Here is a 20621-nt window from a genome sequence, read left to right as displayed (position 1 = left end):
CGGGCGAACCGGCCTGTTACCAGTGAACCGAAAACAGGGAGCAAAAAATGAAGAAGACCCTCATCCTTTCCACCGCGCTGGCAAGCTTCGGCTTTGCCGCGCAGGCGGACATCACCGTGATGTCCTGGGGCGGCGCCTATGGCGAGGCCCAGACCGAAGCCTTCGTCAAGCCCTTCGTGGCCGCGACCGGCAAGCCGACGATCATGGTCGACAGCGACAACCCGGCCCCGGCCGTGAAGGCGATGGTCGAGGCGGGCAACGTGACCGTTGATGTCGCCTCGCTGGAATATGCCGATGCGATCCGCCTGTGCGACGAAGGCGTGCTTGAGCCGATCGACATGGCCACGCTGCCCGCCGGTGCCGATGGGACCCCTGCCGCAGAAGACTTCCTGCCCGGCGCCGTGACCGAATGTGGCGTCTCGACCGACATCTGGTCGAACGTCTTTGCCTATGACTCCTCGAAGTTCGCGGAAGGCCCGACCACGGTCGCCGACTTCTTCGACCTGGAAAAGTTCCCCGGCAAGCGCGGGCTGCGCAAGGGCGCCAAGGCCGTCCTGGAATTCGCGCTGATGGGCGACGGCGTTCCGGCATCGGAAGTCTACGACACTCTGCGTACCCCGGAGGGCATTGACCGCGCCTTTGCCAAGCTGGACACGATCAAGTCGTCGGTCGTCTGGTGGGAAGCCGGTTCGCAGGCGCCGCAGCTTCTGGCCGATGGCGAGGTCGCGATGACCACCGCCTACAATGGCCGGATCTTTGCCGCGGCGATGAACGAGGGCAAACCCTTCCAGATCGTCTGGGATGGCCAGATCTACGAGAACGAAATGTTCGTCGTGCCGAAGGGCGCCCCGAACATGGCCGACGCGATGGAGTTCATCGCTTTCGCCACCTCGACCGAAGGGCTGCGCGCCTCGGCCCAGCAGATCTCCTACGGCCCGGCGCGCAAGTCGTCGATGGCCGAAGAGATCATCTTCAAGGACGGCAAGACGGTGATGGCGCCGCACCTGCCGACCGCGCCCGAGAACATGGGCAACGCGCTGGAAACCTCGTCGGACTTCTGGGTCGACTTCGACTCGGAACTGAACGAGCGTTTCCAGGCCTGGCTGAGCCAGTAACCGCCTGATCCGGGCGCGGAGCTGATCCGCGCCCGGTTTCCATCTGAACGAGGGCAGAGATGGCCGAGGCCGCGACCGAACTTCTGACGACCGCCGACGGGCGCCCGCTGAAAGCCGCGCTTCAGGCGGCCCAGGCCCGGGCACGGCGTCGGGCGCTCTTGCTGGTGCTGCCGCTGCTGGCCTTCGTGCTGCTGACCTTCCTGATTCCGATCGGCTACATGCTGAAACGGTCCTTCGAACATGACGGGTTTGCCGCCTCGGCCCCCGCGCTGGTCCAGTGGTTCGCCGCCAATCCCGACTACGACCCCGCCAACCCGCCGGAAGAGGCCTATGCCGCCCTGGTGCAGGATCTGGCGCGGATGCAGGACGAAAAGACCACCGGCACCTCCGGGACCCGGATCAACTATTCCGTCGCCGGGACGATCAGCCTGTTCAAGGCTGGCGCGCGGGCGGCCGCGGACCTGCAGCCACCTTTCAAGGAAGCCCTTCTGGCGGTGGACAAGAACTGGGCCAGGCCCGCCCTGTGGCGTGGCATGGAATCCGCAAGCCACGTCTACACCCCAGAGTTCTATCTGGTCGCCTCGGACCGCAAGCTGACGGATGACGGCTGGGCGCGGGGGGGCGACAAGGAGCGGATCTATCTTTACCTTTTCTTCAAGACCTTCCTGATTTCCGGCATCATCACCGTGCTCTGCCTCTTGCTGGCCTTTCCGGTGGCGCATCTCCTGGCAACGCTGCCAATGGCGAAGTCGTCGCTGCTGATGATCCTGGTCCTGTTGCCGTTCTGGACCTCGCTGCTGGTGCGGACGACATCCTGGATCGTGCTTTTGCAGGAGCAGGGGGTGGTCAACAGCCTTCTGGTCAGTGCCGGGCTGATCGGAAACGACGGCCGGTTGCAGATGATGTACAACATGACCGGCACCATCGTGGCGATGACCCATGTCCTGTTGCCCTTCATGATCCTGCCGCTGTATTCCGTGATGCGGGTGATCCCGCCCAGCTATGCCCGCGCCGCACGCAGCCTGGGCGCGACAAGCTGGACGACCTTCCGCCGCATCTACCTGCCGCAGACGCTGCCGGGCATTGCCGCGGGCTCGCTTCTCGTCTTCATCCTTGCGGTCGGCTACTACATCACCCCCGCCCTTGTCGGCGGCGCGGATGGGCAGCTGATCTCGAACCTGATCGCCTTCCACATGACCAAATCGAACTGGTCGCTGGCCGCGGCGATTGCCGGGATGCTGCTGGTATCGATCCTGCTCTTGTACTGGCTTTATGACCGACTGGTCGGCATCGACCGTCTGAAGTTCGGTTGAGGACACCGCAAATGGCCCTTCCCACCTATGCCACGCCGCTGGAACGCATCTGGTACTACGCCTTCCGGGTGACCTGCGCGCTGATCTTCCTGTTCCTGATCGCGCCGATCCTGGTGGTGATCCCTCTATCGTTCAACGTCGAGCCCTATTTCACTTTCACCGAAAGGATGCTGACGCTTGATCCCGAGGGTTACAGCACCCGCTGGTATGATGCCCTGCTGACGCTGGGCCATCCCACCGCCGAGGCGCCGCGCGACGGTCAGTGGTGGTCGACGGTCTGGGAACGGGCGACCTGGGTGCAGGCGGCGAAGAATTCGTTCTGGGTCGGGCTTTGGGCCACGATCCTGGCCACGACGCTGGGCACCATCGCGGCGCTTGGCCTCAGCCGCCCCGAGATGCCCTATCGCCGGTTGATCATGGCGCTGCTGATTTCCCCGATGATCGTCCCGATCATCATCATCGCGGTGGGGATGAGCTTCTTCTTCGCCAAGGCCTGTGTCGCACCGGACAGTGCCATGGCGCTGATCTTCGGCTGGGCCTTGTCGGAAAAGGGCTGTCTGGCCAATTCGCATCTTGGCGTGATCATGGCCCATGCGGTTCTGGGCATCCCCTTCGTCATCATCACGGTGACGGCGACGCTGTCCGGCTTCGACCAGTCGCTGATCCGGGCGGCACAGTCGCTGGGGGCGAACCCGCGCACGACCTTCTTCAAGGTGATCATGCCCTTGATCCTGCCCGGCGTGATCTCGGGCGCGCTCTTTGCCTTTGTCACCTCGTTTGACGAGGTGGTGGCGGTGCTGTTCATCGCTGGTCCCGACCAGCAGACCATCCCGCGGCAGATGTTCAACGGCATCCGCGAGGCGATCAGCCCGGCGATCCTGGCGGTGGCGACGATTCTGGTGGTGATCTCGACCCTGCTTCTGGCATCGGTCGAGCTTCTGCGGCGACGGTCGGACCGGCTGCGGGGCGTGACCGGGCGCTGATCGGCGGCTCCTCGTGCGACTTCGTCTTCTCGTCGCGGGGGCGACGAGTGTTGCAGTCATCGAGAAGCGGCTCGTACAGGTGTTGAGAAATCCTTAACGTCCGAAATCAAGCTTCTGATTTGGAAGGGATTTTCGGTTTTGTCCACCGTGGACACACTCACGGCAGCAGGTGCAGCCAGACCCAGGTTGTGACGATGGACAGGGCCGTCGCGACCAGCACCGACGAGGCGTTCACCCGTTTGCCGACCCCGTACATATGGGCGAACATGTAGGCGTTCACGCCGGGGGCCATGGCGGCGGTCACCACCGCCGAGCGCAGCGCCTCGGTTCCCAGATCGAAGACCCGGGTCCCCAGGAGCCAGGTCACCGTGGGGTGCAGGACCAGCGAGGCGGTGGTGACCATCAGGACCGGACCGATGTCGCCCTCGATCCGGTAGCGGACGAGAACCCCGCCCAGCCCGAAAAGCGCCACGGGAATCGCCGCGCGGGCGAGCATGTCGACGCCGGACCAGAAGAAGTCGGGCAAGGGGTTGCCCGCCAGGTTCACCGCAAAGCCTGCAAGGATCCCGATCACCAGCGATTGCGACAGGATTGCCCGGCCGATCTGACGGGTCAGCGCCCCACCCGACAACCCATGCCCCCGCGTCCGCGCCCATTCCATCAGGGCAATCCCGAAACCGTAGAGCATCGGCGCGTGCAGCGAGATGATCGCATAATTGCCCTGCAGGGCTGCGGACCCGTAGGCGCGTTCAGTGATCGCAAGGCCGAGGAGCAGCGAGTTCGAGAACAGTCCGGCAAAGCCGATGCTGACGGCGTCCGGCATCGCACGGCGGAACACCAGGATCGTCCCGAAGAAGCAGGCGAAAAAGCCGGCGAAGGCCCCGGCGTAGAAACTGGTCATCAGGCCGGGGTCATAGGCCGCCGAAAGGTCGAGATGCGCGATGGATCGGAACAGCAGGCACGGCACGGCAAAGTTCTGCGCAAAGCGCATCAGGCCGTCGATGGCGGGCTCTGACAGAAGCTTGGCGCGGACGGCGGCATAGCCGAAACCGATGACCAGGAAGACCGGGAGGATGACGTCGAGAAGGGCGCTCATGGCAGGCGTTGGCCGGGGGTTTCACACCCCCGGACCCCCGTGGGATATTTGGACAAAGATGAAAGCCCGGGGTCAGGGCTGGTTGTCATAGGTCACGGTCATACCGTCGAAGGCGGGGGTGATGTTGGGCGGAAGCTCGGCCTTCAGAACCTCGTAGTCGAGGTCGATGTGCATGTTGGTGATGACAGCCCGGGCGGGTCTGGCGCGGGCGATCCAGCCGAGGGTCATGTCGAGATGGGCATGCGTCGGGTGCGGCTTTCTTCGCAGCGCATCGACGATCCAGCAGTCGAGGCCATCCAGCACCGGCCAACTTTCCGCCGGGATGTCGACGGCATCGGGCAGATAGGCCAAGGGGCCGATGCGGAAGCCAAGTGTGTCCATGCTGCCGTGGTCGGCGCGGAACGGGGTCAGGGTGACCGGCCCGCCCGCGCCCGGGACAGCGACCGGGCCGTCGATGGTGTGCAGGTCGAGGATCGGAGGGTAGGGCGAGCCTTCGGGTTGGACGAAGGCGTAGCCGAAGCGGGAGAGAAGCGCCTCTTGCGTGGGGCCATCGGCCCAGACCGGCAGGCGTTGGCGCTGGTTGAAGACCACCTGGCGCAGGTCGTCGATGCCGTGCATGTGGTCGGCATGGGAATGGGTGTAGACCACACCGTCCAGCGCGCCGACGCCGGCATCGAGAAGCTGTTCACGCATGTCGGGCGAGGTGTCGATCAGGACGCGGGTGGTGCCCTCGGCCGTCTCGCGGGTGATGAGGAGGGAACAGCGGCGGCGGCGGTTCTTCGGATTCGTCGGATCGCAGTCGCCCCAGACGCCTCCGAGGCGGGGAACGCCACCGGACGAGCCGCAGCCGAGGATGGTGAAGGTAAGCCGCGCCATCACGCAGCCCTTGCGGCGCGCGCGGCGCGGGGGAAGAGCCGGTCGAAATTGGCGGTGGTGACTGCGGCAAAGTCTTCGAGGCTGAGACCGAAGACCGGTGCCAGTGCGCGGGCGGTATGGGCGACGTAGGCCGGTTCGTTGCGCTTGCCGCGGAAGGGCGGCGGGGCGAGGTAGGGGCTGTCGGTTTCCAGGATCAGCCGGTCAAGCGGGGCGCGCGCGAAGATGTCGCGCAGGTCCTGGCTTTTGGGGAAGGCGGCGATGCCGGAGATCGAGAGCGTGAAACCCATTTCCAGCGCGGCTTCGGCCAGTCGGGGACCCGAGGAAAAGCAGTGCATGACGCAGGTGTAGGGGCGGAGGCGCATGCCCTCGGCGAGGATCGTCTCCATGTCCTGATCCGCATCGCGGGCGTGGATGATCAGGGGCAGTCCGGTTTCCTGCGCGGCTTCGATGTGGATGCGCAGGCTGGTCTGCTGGATCGCCTTCGATTCGGCCGTGTAGTGGTAGTCGAGGCCGGTCTCGCCGATGCCGACGAAGCGGGGATGCGCAGCGAGGGCGACCAACTGGTCCAACGTGGCCAGGGGTTCCTCGGCGGCGCTCATCGGGTGGGTGCCGGCGGCGTAGAAGACCTCGGGGTGGGCCTCGGCCAGGGCGCGAACCTTGGGTTCGTTCTTCAGCCGGGTGCAGATCGTGACCATCCGGTTGACGCCGGCGGCGCGGGCGCGGGCGATGATGGCCTCGGTTTCGGTGATCAGGTCTGGGAAGTCGAGGTGACAGTGGCTGTCGACCAGGTCGGGCAAATTGGGAGATGTCATTCCGGCTACCTCAGGGCGAGGCTCCCCGCCGTCTCGTCGACCTTCAGGAGCATATCCATCAGAAGCGCGGCAGGGTCAAGGTTGACGGCCTTGCCCCGACGGGCGCGGGCCGAGAGGCTTTGGGCCAGTTCCGCCCAGGCGCGGGCGGCATGAGGATGGGGGGCCAGGCGGGCAAGGAGCTGGGCTTCGTTCGGGGCGGCCTCGGGCGGTGTCTGGCCGGTCGCGCCGAAGCGGGCGAGGCGGGCGAGGAAGAGGTCGATCAGGGTGACGATCAGATCGAAGGTCTCGGCGGCACCGCGGGCCCCGGCGAGGTCGGCGAGGGCAAGGGCCTGCGGGCGGTCCAGTCGGGGCAAGGTGGCGAAAAGCCTGGTGAGGGCGGTGTAAAGCTTGAGGCCGTCGAGGTTGGTGAGGCGGAAGGCCTCGCCCACGGAACCGCCGGACAGTTCGGCGAGCGCGGCGCGGTCTTCGGGGGCGATGTCGCCGCCTGCTTGCGTCAGGGCATCGGCGAGATCTTGGGGGGCAAGCGGTGTCAGGCGCAGTTCGCGGCAGCGGGAGCGGATGGTGGGCAGGAGCCGGGCGGGCTGATGGGCGATCAGGAACAGGGTGACGTTCGGAGGTGGTTCCTCGAGCAGCTTCAGAAGCGCGTTGGCGGCGGCGGGGTTCATCTCGTCCACCGCGTCGATGATCGCAGTGCGGCGACCACCATCGGCGGCGGTGAGGGCGAAGAAGGATTTCATCTTCCGCACTTCGTCCACCGAGATGACCTGGGAAAGCGCGGTTTCCTTGTCATTCGGGGCGCGGCGCAGAAGGAAGTGGCGCGGCTCGGCCAGCTGGAGAAGGCGGCGGGCGACGGGGCTTGCGGGGTCGATGTCCAGCGTGTCGGGCGGGGGGGCTGCGAACATTCCGCCGTCGTCGACGGGCGTGGCTAGGAGGAACCGGGCCAGGCGCCAGGCCAGCGTCGCCTTCCCGACGCCTTTCGGGCCGGTCAGCATCCAGGCGTGGTGGAGGCGGCCGGATGTGAAGGCGCGGAGGAATTCGGTTTCCTGCGCGGCATGGCCGAACAGGACCCGTGTCTCGCGCGGGTGGGGGGCGCCTTCCAGGCGGTCTGGTTCGGGCAGGGGGTCGGTCGCAGCCATGCGGGGGAGATTGCACGGCGAGGGCCGGAAGGGGAAGGGGGTGCAGACTGTCCACGCTGGACGCTGGGTCATGGGCCGGGAAAATCAACGGGTTGGACGTGGGCGTTTACCTTGCTTTAGGGATGATTTTCGGGGACAGAGAGCAAAGCGGAGGTCCGCCGTGCGCAACAGGAAGTGGCTGGCGCGATTGACCTGGGGTTTGATCGGGCGGCATGCTGTCGAAGAACGGGCGTGTCGGGTCTCGTGTTTCTCAAGGCCGGACGAGATGGGTCGGACACATTCCCTTGCCTGGTGGTCGGACCGAATTCTGTGGGGCGCTTGGACCACGTTCAAGTGGTGGAGGATATGATGCAGCCAAGACTGTCGCTGATCACGTTGGGCGTGTCGGACCTTGACCGCTCGGTCGCATTTTACCGGGACGGCTTGGGTCTGCCGACGGATGGGATCGTCGGGCGCGAGTTCGAGCATGGAGCGGTGGCGTTCTTTCAGCTGGAAGGTGGGCTGAAACTGGCGCTCTGGGCGCAGATCGATCTGGCCCATGACACGGGTTTGTCCCTGCAGCCAGCCAGCCCGACGGCCATCGCCCTTGCCCATAACGTCCATCAGCGGCTGGAGGTTGACGAGGTCATGGCTACGGCGCTTAGGGCCGGCGCAAGAGTGGTGAAACCGCCGCAAGACACATTTTATGGCGGCTATGCCGGGTATTTCCAGGACCCTGACGGCCACCTTTGGGAGATCGCCTGGAACCCGGCGATGCTGCCGGAGTGATTGGGGAAAATTGTGACTGGCGCAGATCAGGGCCGCGCTGGTGTCTGGTGTATGCGCGAGGGGTGTAGCGATTGAGTGGGGGAGGGGAGCTTCTGGTTGGCTGTGGAGTGAGAGCGTAGGGTGGGTGAATCACCCACCTTACGCCCGCGCAAGTGTCTGACAGGGTGCGGGAGGATCAATGCCTCAGTCGGATCAGTGAAACAGAAATCCGCACTGGGACGGGGGTGCATCCTGCGGGCAGGGAGCTGCGGCAGCCGCCACCTTCGGGCCGATGGTGCGGGCGTCAGCCTGTTGCGAGATGTGGGGCCAGGGTGGCCCAGACACTTTCAGCCACCGCATCGGGGTTGGCGTCGGCGTCAATCACGCGGAAGCGGTCATGGCGCGCCGCAAGGGTCAGGAAACCCGCGCGGGCCTTCTCCTGGAAGGCAAGACCCATGTCCTCGAACCGAAGTTCTACCCCGGCGCGGGCGGTCGCTCGGGCGAGGCCCTTGGCAGGATCAAGGTCGAAGAGGAGTGTCAGGTCCGGCTCGATGCCGATCATCAGGGCGTGTAGCCGGTCGACGGTTTCGGTCAGGTCGCCCCTGGTGATCCCCTGGAAGATACGGGTCGAATCCGCAAAGCGGTCGGTGATCACGATTTCGCCCCGGGCAAGCGCAGGGCGGATCGTCTTTTCAAGATGGTCGCGGCGAGCGGCGGTGAACAGGAGGATCTCGGTTTCGGGCGACCAGCGGTCTGTGGCACCTTCGAGCACAAGTCGGCGGATTTCCTCGGCACCGGGACTGCCGCCGGGTTCACGCGTCAAGGTGACTGCGTGGCCCTTACTGCGCAAGGTTTCAGTCAGGCGGCGGGCCTGCGTGGACTTGCCCGAGCCGTCGATGCCTTCGAACGAGAGGAAGAGACCGGCCATTCAACTGGCCGGCGACCCGATGTAGCGGGCGTAGAGTGTCTTGGCCGCTGTCGTCAGCCGCTTCATGTAGCCTGCGGTGCCCACATCGGCCTCGGCGACCAGCGGAATGCGGCGGTCGGGCAGGTCAGGGGAGTGGACGATGAGCTCGGCAATCGGAGTGCCCTTGGTGACCGGGGCCAGGAGGGGGCCGTTGTAGACCACTTCGGCGATGACGCGGTCCTGCACGAGGGCGGGCACAAGGAGGCGCACATCTTGGGCCGGGACAAGGCCGACGGTGTCGGACGAGCCCATGTGGACCTCGGCCTCGGCGACACGGGTGCCCGCCTTGGCGACGGTCTTCTCGGAGAACTGCCGGAAAGCCCAGGAGACGATGCGCTCGGCCTCTTCTGCGCGGGCCTTTTCGGACGACAGGCCCGTGATGACGAAGATCACTCGACGATTGCCTTGCTTGGCGCTGCCCACCAGGCCATAGCCCGCCTCTTGCGTGTGCCCGGTCTTCAGCCCGTCGGCCCCGACGCCAAGCTCGAGCAAGGGGTTGCGGTTGCGGGAATTGGCCGGGGCGCGGTCCTTGTAATTGAATTCCGTCTCGGCGAAGATCGGATAATATTCCGGGAAATCCGTGATCAGATGCTGGGCGAGAATCCCCAGATCACGCATCGACATGCGGTGGTTGGGGTCCGGCCAGCCCGAGGAATTGGCGAAGGTCGAGTTCGTCATCCCGAGCGCCTTGCCGCGTTCGGTCATCTGGGCCGAGAAAGCTTCTTCAGTGCCGGCCAGGCCTTCGGCGACCACCACGCAGGCGTCGTTGCCCGAGTTCACGATCATGCCGTGGATCAGGTCGTTCACCGTGGGCCGGTCGGTTTCCTGCAGGAACATCGTCGAGCCACCCATTGCCCTGGCCCGGGAGGACACGGCGAACTGGGTCTCCATCGTCACGCGACCGTCGCGCAGCGCCTCGAAGAGCATGTTGATGGTCATGATCTTCGACATTGAGGCGGGGGGAAGCGGCTGGTCGGCGTTCTTGTCCATCAGTACGGTGCCGGTGGTCATGTCGTAGACCCAGGCGGCAGTGGCAGCGGTCTCGAAGGCGCGCGCGGGCAAAGCGGCAATCGCGAAAGCCAGGAGGGTCAGGACAAGACGCAGACTGTTCAGCATTGGCGGGCCTTTACTTCAGGTAGTAGGCGTCGGCGAAACCGGCGTCCTTGATCTTCTTCAGGACCGCATCGTCGCCCATCACCACGACGCCCCAGACAGCCTTGCCATTGGCGTCGGACTTCTGCGGCGTGGCGGTGACACCGATCTTGGCCAGCGCTTCGGCGGCACGCTTGGCGTTGTCCTCTTTCGAGAACGAGGCGACCTGGATCGGACGCGCGGGGCCGCTGGCGGCCGGGACTTCGACGGCGGGCTTGACGGCAGGGGCAGGGGTGTCGCCGATGGTCTTGCGCGTGGATCGCGTCGGTTCGGCGGCTTTGGGACTGCGCGCGTCGAGGGGCGCGGATTCGATCGGGGCGAGGGCTGCGGCGGCGGCATCGGGGGAGGTCGTCGGCGCCTCGCCCTCGACAGCGGCGCTTCCGGCGGCTGCGGCCGCTGCGGCGGCCTTTGCATCGGCGGCGGCGCGGCGCTTGGCTTCGCGTGCGGCCTTGGCTTCGGCCCGGCGCTCTTTCCAGGTCTTCTTCGTCGGCGCGGCGTCGGCGGCGGTGGCGTCCGCCCCATCGATGGCGACGGCTGCCGCGGCGACCGCTTCGCCTGAAAGACCGGCAGAGCCTTCGGCTGGGGCCGGTTTCGTCGTCTTGGAATCGACCGCGTCCAGGGCTGCCGAGGCGATGGCGGCCGCTTCAGTGCCTGCACCCGCGGGGGCCGTGGCCGGATCGGCTGCCGCCGCGACGGCGGTGGTCTTGGCTGGGGCGACTTCCTTGACTTCTTCCTTGCGCAGCGCGGTGACGCGGATCTGGGTCGGCTGGCCGGCCAGGATGCCAAGCGCTTCGGCAGCATCCGATGACAATTGCAGGCGAGGACCCGGATTCTCGCGTTCGCGCTTGAAGAGAGCGCCGGTGACTGTCTTGCCGGTCGTCGGGTTGAAGATCGCGACCCGTTCAGGATTGACCGCGTCCGGCGCCGCCACCCAGATCCCGCCCAGGGAGGGCCGCCCATCCCAAAGCGCGCTGTCGTTGGACTGATAGACCTCGGGCGCTTCGATGTCGCGGGCGCCTTTCGCCGACCTGGTCGAAGGTGAAACCTGGGACCCCTCCACGCCGGTCTGTCCGCCACCTTCCACGCAGCCAATCAGCAACCCCGTTGCCGCCAAGCCGAAAACAATCGTCCTGAGTCCCACTCGTGCCATGTTCCGCCCTCAAAGTCGCACGGTCTGAAGCGCCGTGCTTGTCGCCGTGCTTGTCGACGATCCTGTCCGTGGTATCGGGAGGCCAGCCCGGAGCGTTCGCCCGGAGCGTTTGCCGCCCTCCACCCCACGTATGTCCGCCTGCCTTTTGCCACAACATACAGGGTTGCTACGCCCTAGGGAAGGGCAGAGGGCTGCACTTGGACTCACGATCAGCGGATTTCGCCTGCGAGCGTCTTTCAGAATCGATCCGCGACGCGTATTCGGGCCGTCGTGGTCCGGCCAAGCCGGTCAGAACGGAAGTGTGGCCGAGTGGTTTAAGGCTCTGGTCTTGAAAACCAGCGTGGGGGGAACCCCACCGTGGGTTCGAATCCCACCGCTTCCGCCACCACATAAGTCCCGGATATCAAATAAATTCATGCATCGCGTGTTGTGGCGAGATCATCGAGGGTTGCGCGGCGTGACGCTCCCTAGGGTCAGCACCCATTTATCTTCCACTTGCGGCGTGAGTCAGGCTTCCGAGGAGGTGGCCTTGATCCTTGCCGATGCAGTGCTGGCAAGGTCACTGGGGTGGACCCATGTTCTGCCGCTTTCGTCTATGCTTCTGTAGGCGCGTGATCTGCGTCTGCGCGGGAACGATCTGCGGCTGACAGCCTGTCGGATCGTGCCGCGCGTCGGTTGTGTGAGCGGCAGGTTGCCTTGGGCGCGCTGCGAGAGCTGACCGGGCGGGACAGGTTCCGGCTTTAAGGGGTCTGAGCATGGCGCGGCGCGACGAGGCAGAGCCTGACCGTGATCTGGCTGACCTGCCGCCCGATCTGCGGTGGCGGGATTGGACGCGCCGGATCGAGGCGTTGCTGTTTGCGAGGGCGAGCCCGGTGCCGCGTGCCGATCTGTCGAGGTTGGTGGGGAAGGGAGCATCGGTCGATCTTGCGGTGGATCTGGGGGGCGCCCCTATGAGCTGGCCTACGCGGGCGAAGGGTGGATACTGCGAACCAGGCGGAAACCTTGCGTGACGTGCCAGACCAGGAGCAACTGGCGGACGCGGGGCTGGATGGCGAGTTCGCCGTACGCATGAGCGCATTCAGGCCCGGTGACGCTAGACAATCATGGAGTCCCACGTTGCTTTCAGCGTGCCCGGCGGCTCACCGCCCCAATACGATGTGAGGTCCGAGGCAGCCTTGGCGACGGCAGAGAGGATCCGGTTCTCGGACATTTCAGTGAAGCGGGCTTTAGGCATGGCCGTCGCTATGGCACCGATGCAGGTGCCGTCGCTGGCGAAAAGGGGGGCGGCGACGCTGAACACATCGGGTTCATAGGCCCCTTCCGAGCGGCCGAACCCGCTGCGGCGGGCATCTTCCAGATGCAGGGCCAGAACCGCCGGGTCGATTTCGGTTTCGCTGGTCAGCCTGTCGAACCGGCGGGCCAGAACCGTGTCGCGGAACGGCTTGACCGCAAAGGCAAGGGTGACGATCCCCGAGGCTGTCGCATGGAACGGGAGGAGATCGGCGGGCTCGATGTAGACGCGGTTGCCGTGGCTGTGATCGTCGATATGCGCCAGCGTGCTGAGACCGTCAGTCCCCTGGATGACCGAGACATGGACGGTTTCCCTGACGCTGTCGTAAAGGCGTTCAAGCACCCGCCGCGCGTGTTCGGCGCGGGGAAAGGACTGCTCACGCGTCAGGGCAAGGCGGGTCAGGGCGGCACCAAGCCGGTAGGCCCGGGTCACCGGATCCTGTTCCAGAAACCCCGCCCTTGTCAGCTCTGTCAGCCGCCGATGCGTCGAGGCCTTGTCTTCACCCGAAAGCCGCGTGAACTGGCTTAGGCCAAGTTCGGGCGAGGTGGTCTTCAGATAGCCAAGCAATTTCAGGGTCTTGTCTACTGTGCTCATCTTCCGGTGCCTGTGATGCGGCTGGATTGACAGGTGCCTCAAGGTTATAGGATCATAAATAGAACCACAAGGTCCATTATTTGAACCATCAGGAGACCGCGATGCTTCCCACCTCGGCCCCGGTCGTCATCATCGGCGGCGGCATCATCGGCGTCTCGACGCTTTACCATCTGGCGAAGCTGGGGGTTGAGGGGCCGGTGCTGCTGGAGCGCAAGCAACTGGCCTCTGGCACAACCTGGCATGCGGCGGGGATTGTCGGGCAGCTGCGCGAAAGCGGGGCGCAGACCGACCTGTCGAAATACACCGCGCGGCTGTTCACCGAGCTTGAGGTCGAGACCGGGCAGGCCACGGGTTACAAGCAGAACGGCACGCTGCATCTGGCGTTGTCCGACGTGCGCTGGGAACAGCTTTTGCGGCAGGCCGACCATGCCAAGCGGATGGAGGTCGAGGCGCGGCTTCTGGACCGCGACGCTATCCTCGAGCTTTGCCCCATTGTCGAGGTGTCCGACGTGCGCGGCGGGTTCCATGTGCCGTCGAACGGACAGGTGAACCCCCTGGACGTGACGCAGGCGCTGGCCAAGGGGGCCAGGGCACGCGGTGCGCTGATCTTCGAGAATACCCCGGCGCTGCGGATCCTGACGGCCAAGGGCCGGGTCTGCGGCGTGCAAACCGCGCAGGGGGTGATCGCGACGGACAAGGTCCTGCTTGCGGGCGGGATGTGGAGCGCCCGTTTCGCCGCCGACCACGGCGTCACGGTGCCGCTGCACGCGACCGAGCATTTCTACATCGTCACCGAGCCGCTGTCGGGTCTGGCGCGATCCGCGCCGGCGCTGGTTGTCGCGGAGGAGCGGATCTACACCAAGGAGGATGCGGGCAAGCTTCTGGTCGGCGGCTTCGAGGCGCAGGGCAAGGCCTGGGGGCAGGGCGGAATACCGCCAGAGTTCGAGTTCGACGAGCTGCCCTTCGACATGGAACACGTCGAACCCTTGCTGGAACTGATGTTCGCGCGCTTTCCGCTGCTGGCCGAGACCGGCATCCAGACCTTCTTCAACGGGCCGGAAAGCTTTACGCCCGATGGCCGCCCCTATCTGGGACCGGCGCCCGAAATGCCGGGGCTGTTCATCGCGGCGGGGTTGAATTCCAACGGCATCCTGAACTCTGGCGGGTTCGGGCTGACCATGGCGCACTGGATCGCCAAGGGGGAACCCGTGCGCGCCGTGGGGTCCCTGCTGGCGGCCCGCGCGCATCCCTTCCAGCGCAACGCCGCCTACAATGCCGAACGGGCGGCAGAGTCGATCGGCTTTCACTACGGGCTGCAATGGCCGGGGCGGCAGGTGCAAAGCGCGCGTGGCATCAGGCGGGTGCCGTTGCATGACAGGCTGGTCGCAGCGGGGGCGACGCTGGCCGAGCGCATCGGTTGGGAAGTGCCGATGTATTTCGACCCGACGGGCAAGGGCTGGCCTGACCGGCCCTCGCTGGGCTGGCAGGACTGGTCGGGTCTGGTGCGCGACGAATGTCTGGCCGCCCGCGATGCGGCGGTGCTTCTGGACCAGTCGATGTATGGCAAGATCCTGGTGCAGGGGCCGGATGCAGTGCGGGCGCTTGACCGGGTGTCAGGCGCGCGGATGGATGTGCCGGTCGGAACCTCGGTCTACACGCAGTTCCTGAACCACAAGGGCGGGATCGAGGCGGATGTGACCGTCACCCGCATCGCGGATCAGCAGTTCATGGTCGTCACCGGCCATCCCAGCCAGACCCGCGACCAGGCCCATATCCGGGCGCATGCCGACCCGGACTGGCGGTTCGAGATCTTTGACGCAACCGGGGCCTATGGTCTTTTGACGCTGCACGGCCCGGCGTCGCGCGCGATCTTGCAGGCCCTGTCGGGCGATGATCTGTCCAACGCCGCCTTTCCCTTCGGGGCCGCGCGCGAGATCGATCTGGCCCATGCCCGGGTCTGGGCGATCCGGCGGTCGTTCCTTGGCGAGCTGGGGTATGAGCTGCTGATCCCGGTGGAATTCACCGCCCATGTCTACGAGGCATTGCTGCGGCAGGGGGCGGCGCAGGGGCTGCGCCATGCCGGGATGTTCGCGTTGGGGGCCTGTCGGCTGGAGAAAGGGTTCCGCCACTTTGGCCACGACATCGCCGAGGAGGACACGCCGTTCGAAACCGGACTTGGCTTTGCCGTCGCGCTGGACAAGGGAGAGTTCGTCGGGCGCGCGGCCTTGCTGGCGCAGAAGGCCGAATTCGGCGCCGCGACACGCGACCGCATGGTGGCGATCCGCGTTCCCGGTGCGACGGCGGAAGCCGGTCCCTACCTGATCCACAACGAGCCGATCTGGAAGGACGGCGCGCTGGTCGGCCATGTGACCTCGGGCGGGTGGGGGTGGCGGCTGGGCGCGATGGTGGGGCTGGCGACGCTGCACCGCGCGGCGGGTGTGACGCGCGACTGGATCGACGCGGGCGGCTTTGCCGTGCAGATCGCCGGGCAGCACTATCCGGTCGATGCGCAGCTTGCGCCATTCTACGATCCGGCAGGCACGATCATGCGAGGCTGAGGAGACGACCATGACCAAGACCATTCTGCTGATCGGCACCTATGACACCAAGGACGCCGAACTGCGCTTTGTGGCCGAGAGGATCCGGGATCTGGGCGGCGCGGTTCTGACGATGGACGTCAGCGTTCTGGGCGACCCTGAAAAACCGACCGATCTGTCAAAACATGATGTCGCGGCGGCGGCAGGATCGACAATTGCCCAGGTGATCGCGTCGGGCGACGAAAACTCGGGGATGCAGATCATGGCGCGGGGGGCGGCTTTGCTGACCGCCCGGCTGCACGCGGAAGGCCGGATTGATGCGATGATCGGGCTGGGCGGGACGCTGGGGACCGACCTGGTCCTGGACTGCGCGCAGGCTCTGCCGCTTGGCGTGCCGAAATACGTGGTCTCGACCGTCAGCTTTTCGCCGCTGATCCCGCCGGACCGGCTTGCCCCCGACATCCAGATGATCCTTTGGGCGGGCGGGCTTTACGGGCTGAACGCGATCTGCCAGGCCTCGCTGGCGCAGGCGGCAGGGGCGGTCTGGGGCGCGGCAATGGGGGCGATGCCCCTGCGCCGCGACCGCCCGCTGATCGGCATGACCAGCCTTGGGTCATCCTGCCTGAGCTACATGACGCGGCTCAAGGCCCCGCTGGAGGCGCGGGGGTTCGACGTTGCGGTGTTTCACACCACCGGCATGGGCGGCATGGCCTTCGAGGCGCTGGCGCGGGACGGGCATTTCGTCTGCGTGATGGACTTTTCGCTGCCCGAACTGGGCAACCTGATGGTGGGCTCGGTGGCGCATGCCGGGGCTGACCGCCTGACCAATGCGGGGCAGCGCGGGATCCCGCAGATCGTGGCGCCGGGCTGCACCGACATCTTCGACCTTGCCGGCTGGCAAGAGGTGCCTCCGGCCTATGCCGACCGTCCGTTCCACGCCCACAATCGCCTGATCAAGTCCGCCGGCTTTTCGACCGAGGAACGGTTGGCGCTGATCCGCGACATCGGTGCGCGTCTGGCAGGGGCCAAGGGACCCGTGCATTTCGTGATGCCCTTGCAGGGGATCGAAGCTTGGGACCGCCCCGGCGAGGCGTTCCATGACCCTGAGGCGCTGCGCGCGGTGATCGCCGAGGTCCGGGCCGTCATCCGGCCGCCCGTCACCCTGTCCGAGATCGACGCGCACATTAACGACGATGCCTTCTGCCGGACGGTTCTGGAAATCTTCGACGGCTGGATCGCCGACGGAACCCTGGGCGCGCAGCCGGGGTGACAGGGCTGGCCAGGATCAGGACGCCGTGCTGGTCTGGCGCAGGTCCAGACGCTGAAGGTCCTCCAGCAGGTCCAGCAACTGTTCGACCCGCTCGGCCCCGAATTCGGCGTCGATCCGGGCGAAGATGGCGGCGCTTTCGGCCGAATGACGCTGGATCAGCGCGACACCGGCTTCGGTGATCCCAAGCACGGTCTTGCGGCGATCCTCTGGTGGGGTGTGGCGGGCGACCAGGCCTTCGTCCTCGAGCGGCTGGATCATCCGGGTCAGGCTGGACTGCAAGAGGCAGGATTCGGTGGCAAGCTGGCCAAGCTCAAGCGGCCCCTGCTCGTGCAGGACACGCAGCACGCGCCCCCAGGTTCGGCCCCTTCCTGACCTCGATCCGGTTCAAGGGCGAGGAGGAGGCGCTGTCGATCGCCGACGGGGTGCAATATGGGCTGCCGGATATGTCTGGACCAATGACCTGACCCGCGCCCTGCGCTTTTCCAACGCGCTGGAGGCCGGGATGATCTGGGTGAACAGCGAGAACGTCCGCCACCTGCCCACCCCCTTCGGCGGGGTCAAGGCCAGCGGCATCGGGCGCGACGGCGGCGACTGGTCGTTTGAATTCTACATGGAACAGAAGAACGTGGCCTTTGCCCTTGGCCAGCACAAGATACAGCGGCTGGGTGCCTGAGCGGCCCGTCCGAACCCGTCCATCGTCCCCTTTCCAGTCCAGCGAGGCCCCGATGCCCCTTCCCGCCGCGAACCTGAACCCGCCCTTCAACATCGTCCGGCTAAGCCATGTCGAACTGCGGGTCACCGACCTGGCCTGGAGCCGCGCCTATTACGTCGACACGCTGGGCTTGCGGGTCACGCATGAAGACAAGGACAGCCTCTATCTTCGCGCGATGGAGGAGCGCGGCCACCATTCGATGATCCTGCGGCGGGCCGAGGCGGCTTCGGTCGGTGTGCTGGGCTTCAAGGTCTGGTCCGAGGACGACCTGGACCGCGCCGCGCATTGGTTCGCCGGGCGCGGCCTGCCGGTGGACTGGATCGAACGGCCCTTCATGGGGCGTGTGCTTGCCACACGCGACCCCTGGGGCGTGCCGCTGGAGTTCTATGCCCGGATGGACCGGCTGGAGCCGATCCATCAGCAGTACAAGCTTTATGGTGGCGTAAAGCCCTTGCGGATCGACCATTTCAACCTGTTCGCGTCGAACGTCGATCAGGCGGTGGCCTTTTATGGCGACATGGGCTTTCGCGTGACCGAATACACCGCCGACGAGGAAACCGGGCGCACCTGGGCGGCCTGGATGCATCGCAAGGGCGGCGTGCATGACATCGCCTTTACCAACGGCACCGGCCCGCGCCTGCACCATACCGCCTTCTGGGTGCCGACGCCGCTGAACATCATCGACCTTTTGGACCTGATGTCGACCACCGGCTATCTTGCAAATATCGAACGCGGGCCGGGGCGGCATGGCATCTCGAACGCCTTCTTCCTGTATATCCGCGACCAGGGCGGGCACCGGACCGAGATCTATTGCAGCGACTACCAGACCTGCGACCCGGATCTGGAGCCGATCAAATGGGACCTGAAGGACCCGCAGCGCCAGACCCTGTGGGGCGCGCCGGCGCCGCGGTCGTGGTTCGAGTTGGGCTCGGTGTTTGACGGGGCCGCGCCGGTGGAAAGCGACCTCAAGGCCAGCCCGATCATCGCGCCATGACGGGGGCCGGGATGAACCTTGTCACCTTCACCGCCCATGGCACGCAGTTCTGGGGCGTGACCGCCAAAGGGGGCGTTCTGGCGCTGTCGCCCGAGTTTCCGCAATGGCGGACCCTGCGCCGGGTGATCGAGGCCGGGGCGATCGGTCAGGTTCTGGCGGCGGGGGCAGGCCGGACGGCCAGCCATGCCGAGGGGTCGTTCACCTATGACATCCCGGTGCCGGACCCGGAAAAGATCATCTGCGTGGGCGTGAACTTTCCCGACCGCAACGCCGAATACAGGGACGGGCAGGACGCGCCGCCCAACATGTCGCTGTTCCCGCGCTTTGCCCGCAGCTTTACCGGCCATGGCCAGCCCTTGATCCGGCCCCCGGAAAGCCCGCAACTGGACTATGAAGGCGAAATCGCCGTGATCATCGGCAAGGGGGGGCGCCGCATCCCCGAAAGCGCGGCGCTGTCGCATATCGCCGGGCTGACGCTGTGCAACGAAGGCACGATCCGCGACTGGGTGCGGCACGCCAAGTTCAACGTGACGCAAGGCAAGAACTGGGACCGCTCGGGCGCCTTGGGGCCTTGGTTGGTGCCTTGGCGCGACCCGTCGCAGATCGTCGATGTGGCGCTGGAGACCCGCGTGAACGGCGCGCTGCGCCAGCAGGACCGGACCGGGCGGATGCTCTTCCCGGTGGCGCGGCAGATCGCCTATATCTCGACCTTTACCACGCTGGTGCCCGGCGACATCATCGTGACCGGGACGCCCACGGGCGCGGGCGCGCGGTTCGATCCGCCAGTCTGGCTGCAGCCCGGCGATGTGGTCGAGGTCGAGGTGCCGGGGATCGGAACCTTGCGGAACGGAGTGGCCGACGAATGACGCCAGAGCAGATCCATGCGGCGGCGGCGGACCTGTATCAGGCGGAACGGACCGGCCGCCAGTGCGGGCTTCTGTCGCTGCGCCATCCCGGGATGACCCTGGACGAGGCCTATGCGGTGCAGGCGGCGCTGGTTGCGCTGAAGCGTGCGGCGGGGGCACGGGTGATCGGCTGGAAGATCGGCCTGACCAGCCGCGCGATGCAGCAGGCGCTGAACATCGACACGCCGGATTCGGGGGTTCTGCTGGATGACATGCTGTTTCCCGACGGCGCAACCATCCCTCCGGGCCGGTTCATCCAGCCGCGGATCGAGGCGGAAATCGCCTTTGTCATGAAAGCCCCGCTGAGGGGGGCAGGGGTGACACGGGACGAGGTTCTGGCCGCGACCGATTACGTTGCCCCCAGTCTGGAAATCCTGGATACCCGGATTCAGCGCGTGGACCCGGCAAGTGGCAAGGCCCGCATCATCACCGACACCATCAGCGACAATGCCGCCAATGCGGGGATCGTGCTGGGGCAACAGCGCCATGCCGTCGATGCCTTTGATCTGCGCTGGGTCGGGGCCATCGTGGCCCGTGATGGGGTGGTCGAGGAAACCGGACTTGGTGCCGGGGTCCTGAACGATCCGGTGACCGGGATCCTGTGGCTGGTGCACCGCCTGGCCCGCTATGGCCAGGGGATCAGCGCCGGAGAAGTCCTGCTGTCCGGCAGCTTCATCCGCCCGGTCGAGGCGACGCCGGGTAGTCGCTTCCATGCCGATTTCGGCGCCTTCGGCAGCGTCACCCTGAACGTCTGAGGCCCGGCAAGGATCAGTCCGGCGCACGGGACGGGTCGCGCGCCAGACGAAGGGCCTGGTCCAGCACCTGATGATCGCCGATGTGGTTCATCAGGATCAGCACCAGCCGCGCGTTCAGGGCGTGGCTTTCCGCCTCGGTCAACCCGTCATGGATGGCGATCAGGCGTTCGTAGGTTTCGTCGGGCCTGGTCAGGTTCGGCGCGGTGATCAGCATGT

Annotated in this window: 20 protein-coding genes, 1 tRNA gene and 1 pseudogene; 12 read left to right on the top strand and 10 right to left on the bottom strand. The window is 66.0% G+C overall.

The features are described from left to right. Window positions 1-47: 47 nt before the first annotated feature. Genes Q8M85_RS17270 through Q8M85_RS17260 form a run of 3 tightly spaced genes read left to right on the top strand, consistent with a single transcriptional unit; the run spans window position 48 to window position 3411 of the window. Window positions 48-1115 (top strand): ABC transporter substrate-binding protein, encoded by a 1068-nt coding sequence (locus tag Q8M85_RS17270; RefSeq protein WP_305546867.1) that lies wholly within the window; start codon window positions 48-50, stop codon window positions 1113-1115. Between the two features lie 59 nt (window positions 1116-1174). Next, on the top strand, window positions 1175-2428 hold the full coding sequence (locus Q8M85_RS17265) for an ABC transporter permease (RefSeq protein ID WP_305546865.1): 1254 nt from the start codon (window positions 1175-1177) through the stop codon (window positions 2426-2428). Between the two features lie 11 nt (window positions 2429-2439). Further along, window positions 2440-3411: an ABC transporter permease gene (locus Q8M85_RS17260; protein ID WP_305546863.1), complete on the top strand. Its 972-nt coding sequence runs from the start codon at window positions 2440-2442 to the stop codon at window positions 3409-3411. 157 nt (window positions 3412-3568) lie between these two features. Here the strand turns inward: Q8M85_RS17260 and Q8M85_RS17255 are convergent, their stop codons facing one another. From Q8M85_RS17255 to Q8M85_RS17240, 4 genes are all read right to left on the bottom strand, one after another. Beyond that, on the bottom strand, window positions 3569-4507 hold the full coding sequence (locus Q8M85_RS17255) for an AEC family transporter (protein WP_305546861.1): 939 nt from the start codon (window positions 4505-4507) through the stop codon (window positions 3569-3571). A 72-nt stretch (window positions 4508-4579) separates the two neighbouring features. Then, window positions 4580-5383, bottom strand: a complete 804-nt coding sequence (locus Q8M85_RS17250; protein ID WP_305546859.1) for an MBL fold metallo-hydrolase — start codon at window positions 5381-5383, stop codon at window positions 4580-4582. Beyond that, complete coding sequence (locus tag Q8M85_RS17245; RefSeq protein ID WP_305546856.1) at window positions 5383-6195, bottom strand: TatD family hydrolase; 813 nt, start codon at window positions 6193-6195, stop codon at window positions 5383-5385. Before Q8M85_RS17245 ends, Q8M85_RS17250 begins: the two co-directional genes overlap by 1 nt. 5 nt (window positions 6196-6200) lie before the next feature. Further along, complete coding sequence (locus tag Q8M85_RS17240) at window positions 6201-7331, bottom strand: DNA polymerase III subunit delta' (protein ID WP_305546854.1); 1131 nt, start codon at window positions 7329-7331, stop codon at window positions 6201-6203. Window positions 7332-7679: 348 nt separating this feature from the next. On the opposite strand from Q8M85_RS17240, the gene Q8M85_RS17235 reads away from it, so the two are divergent. Then, on the top strand, window positions 7680-8099 hold the full coding sequence (locus Q8M85_RS17235) for a VOC family protein (protein WP_305546852.1): 420 nt from the start codon (window positions 7680-7682) through the stop codon (window positions 8097-8099). A gap of 283 nt (window positions 8100-8382) precedes the next feature. On the opposite strand, the gene tmk is transcribed toward Q8M85_RS17235, so the two are convergent. The 3 genes from tmk to Q8M85_RS23440 are packed head-to-tail and all read right to left on the bottom strand — an operon-like array spanning window position 8383 to window position 11347. Then, window positions 8383-9006: a dTMP kinase gene (tmk, locus tag Q8M85_RS17230; RefSeq protein ID WP_305546851.1), complete on the bottom strand. Its 624-nt coding sequence runs from the start codon at window positions 9004-9006 to the stop codon at window positions 8383-8385. Further along, window positions 9007-10161: a D-alanyl-D-alanine carboxypeptidase family protein gene (locus Q8M85_RS17225; protein ID WP_305546850.1), complete on the bottom strand. Its 1155-nt coding sequence runs from the start codon at window positions 10159-10161 to the stop codon at window positions 9007-9009. It lies immediately after the preceding gene. 10 nt (window positions 10162-10171) lie between these two features. Continuing rightward, a complete protein-coding gene (locus Q8M85_RS23440; protein ID WP_371135296.1) occupies window positions 10172-11347 on the bottom strand; it encodes an SPOR domain-containing protein in 1176 nt (391 codons plus the stop codon). A 295-nt stretch (window positions 11348-11642) separates the two neighbouring features. Here Q8M85_RS23440 and Q8M85_RS17210 point away from each other — a divergent pair. Then, window positions 11643-11732 (top strand) — tRNA-Ser (locus tag Q8M85_RS17210). Between the two features lie 290 nt (window positions 11733-12022). Further along, entirely contained in the window at window positions 12023-12091 is a 69-nt protein-coding gene (locus Q8M85_RS23435) for a hypothetical protein (RefSeq protein ID WP_371135301.1), read from the top strand. Window positions 12092-12440: 349 nt separating this feature from the next. On the opposite strand, the gene Q8M85_RS17195 is transcribed toward Q8M85_RS23435, so the two are convergent. Then, on the bottom strand, window positions 12441-13232 hold the full coding sequence (locus Q8M85_RS17195; protein ID WP_305546849.1) for an IclR family transcriptional regulator: 792 nt from the start codon (window positions 13230-13232) through the stop codon (window positions 12441-12443). Window positions 13233-13333: 101 nt separating this feature from the next. Here Q8M85_RS17195 and Q8M85_RS17190 point away from each other — a divergent pair, with 101 nt between their 5' ends. Continuing rightward, the gene (locus tag Q8M85_RS17190; RefSeq protein ID WP_305546847.1) at window positions 13334-15790 is read left to right on the top strand and encodes an FAD-dependent oxidoreductase; all 2457 of its coding nucleotides are present in this window, start codon (window positions 13334-13336) and stop codon (window positions 15788-15790) included. Window positions 15791-15800: 10 nt separating this feature from the next. After that, entirely contained in the window at window positions 15801-17039 is a 1239-nt protein-coding gene (locus Q8M85_RS17185) for a Tm-1-like ATP-binding domain-containing protein (protein WP_305546845.1), read from the top strand. A 15-nt stretch (window positions 17040-17054) separates the two neighbouring features. Here the strand turns inward: Q8M85_RS17185 and Q8M85_RS17180 are convergent, their stop codons facing one another. After that, the gene (locus Q8M85_RS17180) at window positions 17055-17384 is read right to left on the bottom strand and encodes a MarR family transcriptional regulator (protein WP_305546843.1); all 330 of its coding nucleotides are present in this window, start codon (window positions 17382-17384) and stop codon (window positions 17055-17057) included. An 11-nt stretch (window positions 17385-17395) separates the two neighbouring features. On the opposite strand from Q8M85_RS17180, the pseudogene Q8M85_RS17175 reads away from it, so the two are divergent. The 4 genes and pseudogenes from Q8M85_RS17175 to hpaH form a co-directional block, all read left to right on the top strand. Next, window positions 17396-17712: pseudogene (locus Q8M85_RS17175) on the top strand (aldehyde dehydrogenase family protein); the annotation flags it as partial. Window positions 17713-17764: 52 nt separating this feature from the next. Next, on the top strand, window positions 17765-18745 hold the full coding sequence (hpaD, locus tag Q8M85_RS17170) for a 3,4-dihydroxyphenylacetate 2,3-dioxygenase (RefSeq protein WP_305546841.1): 981 nt from the start codon (window positions 17765-17767) through the stop codon (window positions 18743-18745). 11 nt (window positions 18746-18756) lie between these two features. After that, entirely contained in the window at window positions 18757-19611 is an 855-nt protein-coding gene (locus Q8M85_RS17165) for a fumarylacetoacetate hydrolase family protein (protein WP_305546839.1), read from the top strand. Beyond that, a complete protein-coding gene (gene hpaH / locus Q8M85_RS17160; protein ID WP_305546837.1) occupies window positions 19608-20405 on the top strand; it encodes a 2-oxo-hept-4-ene-1,7-dioate hydratase in 798 nt (265 codons plus the stop codon). The genes Q8M85_RS17165 and hpaH overlap by 4 nt, the downstream gene beginning before the upstream one ends. 13 nt (window positions 20406-20418) lie before the next feature. Here the strand turns inward: hpaH and Q8M85_RS17155 are convergent, their stop codons facing one another. Then, window positions 20419-20619 carry a DUF2783 domain-containing protein gene (locus tag Q8M85_RS17155; protein ID WP_305546835.1) on the bottom strand — a complete coding sequence of 67 codons (201 nt, stop codon included), beginning with the start codon at window positions 20617-20619 and terminating at the stop codon, window positions 20419-20421. Window positions 20620-20621: the final 2 nt, after the last annotated feature.

It is taken from the genome of Tabrizicola sp., from assembly GCF_030694085.1.
Classification (GTDB): Bacteria; Pseudomonadota; Alphaproteobacteria; order Rhodobacterales; family Rhodobacteraceae; genus Tabrizicola.
This window is presented reverse-complemented; position numbering and strand designations above follow the sequence as displayed.

What these genes read in the sequence shown, in the direction of transcription:
- Q8M85_RS17270 (WP_305546867.1), top strand. Translation starts at nt 48, where the DNA reads ATGAAGAAGACCCTCATCCTTTCCACCGCGCTGGCAAGCTTCGGCTTT.
- Q8M85_RS17265 (WP_305546865.1), top strand. Translation starts at nt 1,175, where the DNA reads ATGGCCGAGGCCGCGACCGAACTTCTGACGACCGCCGACGGGCGCCCG.
- Q8M85_RS17260 (WP_305546863.1), top strand. Translation starts at nt 2,440, where the DNA reads ATGGCCCTTCCCACCTATGCCACGCCGCTGGAACGCATCTGGTACTAC.
- Q8M85_RS17255 (WP_305546861.1), bottom strand. Translation starts at nt 4,507, where the DNA reads ATGAGCGCCCTTCTCGACGTCATCCTCCCGGTCTTCCTGGTCATCGGT.
- Q8M85_RS17250 (WP_305546859.1), bottom strand. Translation starts at nt 5,383, where the DNA reads ATGGCGCGGCTTACCTTCACCATCCTCGGCTGCGGCTCGTCCGGTGGC.
- Q8M85_RS17245 (WP_305546856.1), bottom strand. Translation starts at nt 6,195, where the DNA reads ATGACATCTCCCAATTTGCCCGACCTGGTCGACAGCCACTGTCACCTC.
- Q8M85_RS17240 (WP_305546854.1), bottom strand. Translation starts at nt 7,331, where the DNA reads ATGGCTGCGACCGACCCCCTGCCCGAACCAGACCGCCTGGAAGGCGCC.
- Q8M85_RS17235 (WP_305546852.1), top strand. Translation starts at nt 7,680, where the DNA reads ATGCAGCCAAGACTGTCGCTGATCACGTTGGGCGTGTCGGACCTTGAC.
- tmk (WP_305546851.1), bottom strand. Translation starts at nt 9,006, where the DNA reads ATGGCCGGTCTCTTCCTCTCGTTCGAAGGCATCGACGGCTCGGGCAAG.
- Q8M85_RS17225 (WP_305546850.1), bottom strand. Translation starts at nt 10,161, where the DNA reads ATGCTGAACAGTCTGCGTCTTGTCCTGACCCTCCTGGCTTTCGCGATT.
- Q8M85_RS23440 (WP_371135296.1), bottom strand. Translation starts at nt 11,347, where the DNA reads ATGGCACGAGTGGGACTCAGGACGATTGTTTTCGGCTTGGCGGCAACG.
- Q8M85_RS17195 (WP_305546849.1), bottom strand. Translation starts at nt 13,232, where the DNA reads ATGAGCACAGTAGACAAGACCCTGAAATTGCTTGGCTATCTGAAGACC.
- Q8M85_RS17190 (WP_305546847.1), top strand. Translation starts at nt 13,334, where the DNA reads ATGCTTCCCACCTCGGCCCCGGTCGTCATCATCGGCGGCGGCATCATC.
- Q8M85_RS17185 (WP_305546845.1), top strand. Translation starts at nt 15,801, where the DNA reads ATGACCAAGACCATTCTGCTGATCGGCACCTATGACACCAAGGACGCC.
- hpaD (WP_305546841.1), top strand. Translation starts at nt 17,765, where the DNA reads ATGCCCCTTCCCGCCGCGAACCTGAACCCGCCCTTCAACATCGTCCGG.
- Q8M85_RS17165 (WP_305546839.1), top strand. Translation starts at nt 18,757, where the DNA reads ATGAACCTTGTCACCTTCACCGCCCATGGCACGCAGTTCTGGGGCGTG.
- hpaH (WP_305546837.1), top strand. Translation starts at nt 19,608, where the DNA reads ATGACGCCAGAGCAGATCCATGCGGCGGCGGCGGACCTGTATCAGGCG.
- Q8M85_RS17155 (WP_305546835.1), bottom strand. Translation starts at nt 20,619, where the DNA reads ATGCTGATCACCGCGCCGAACCTGACCAGGCCCGACGAAACCTACGAA.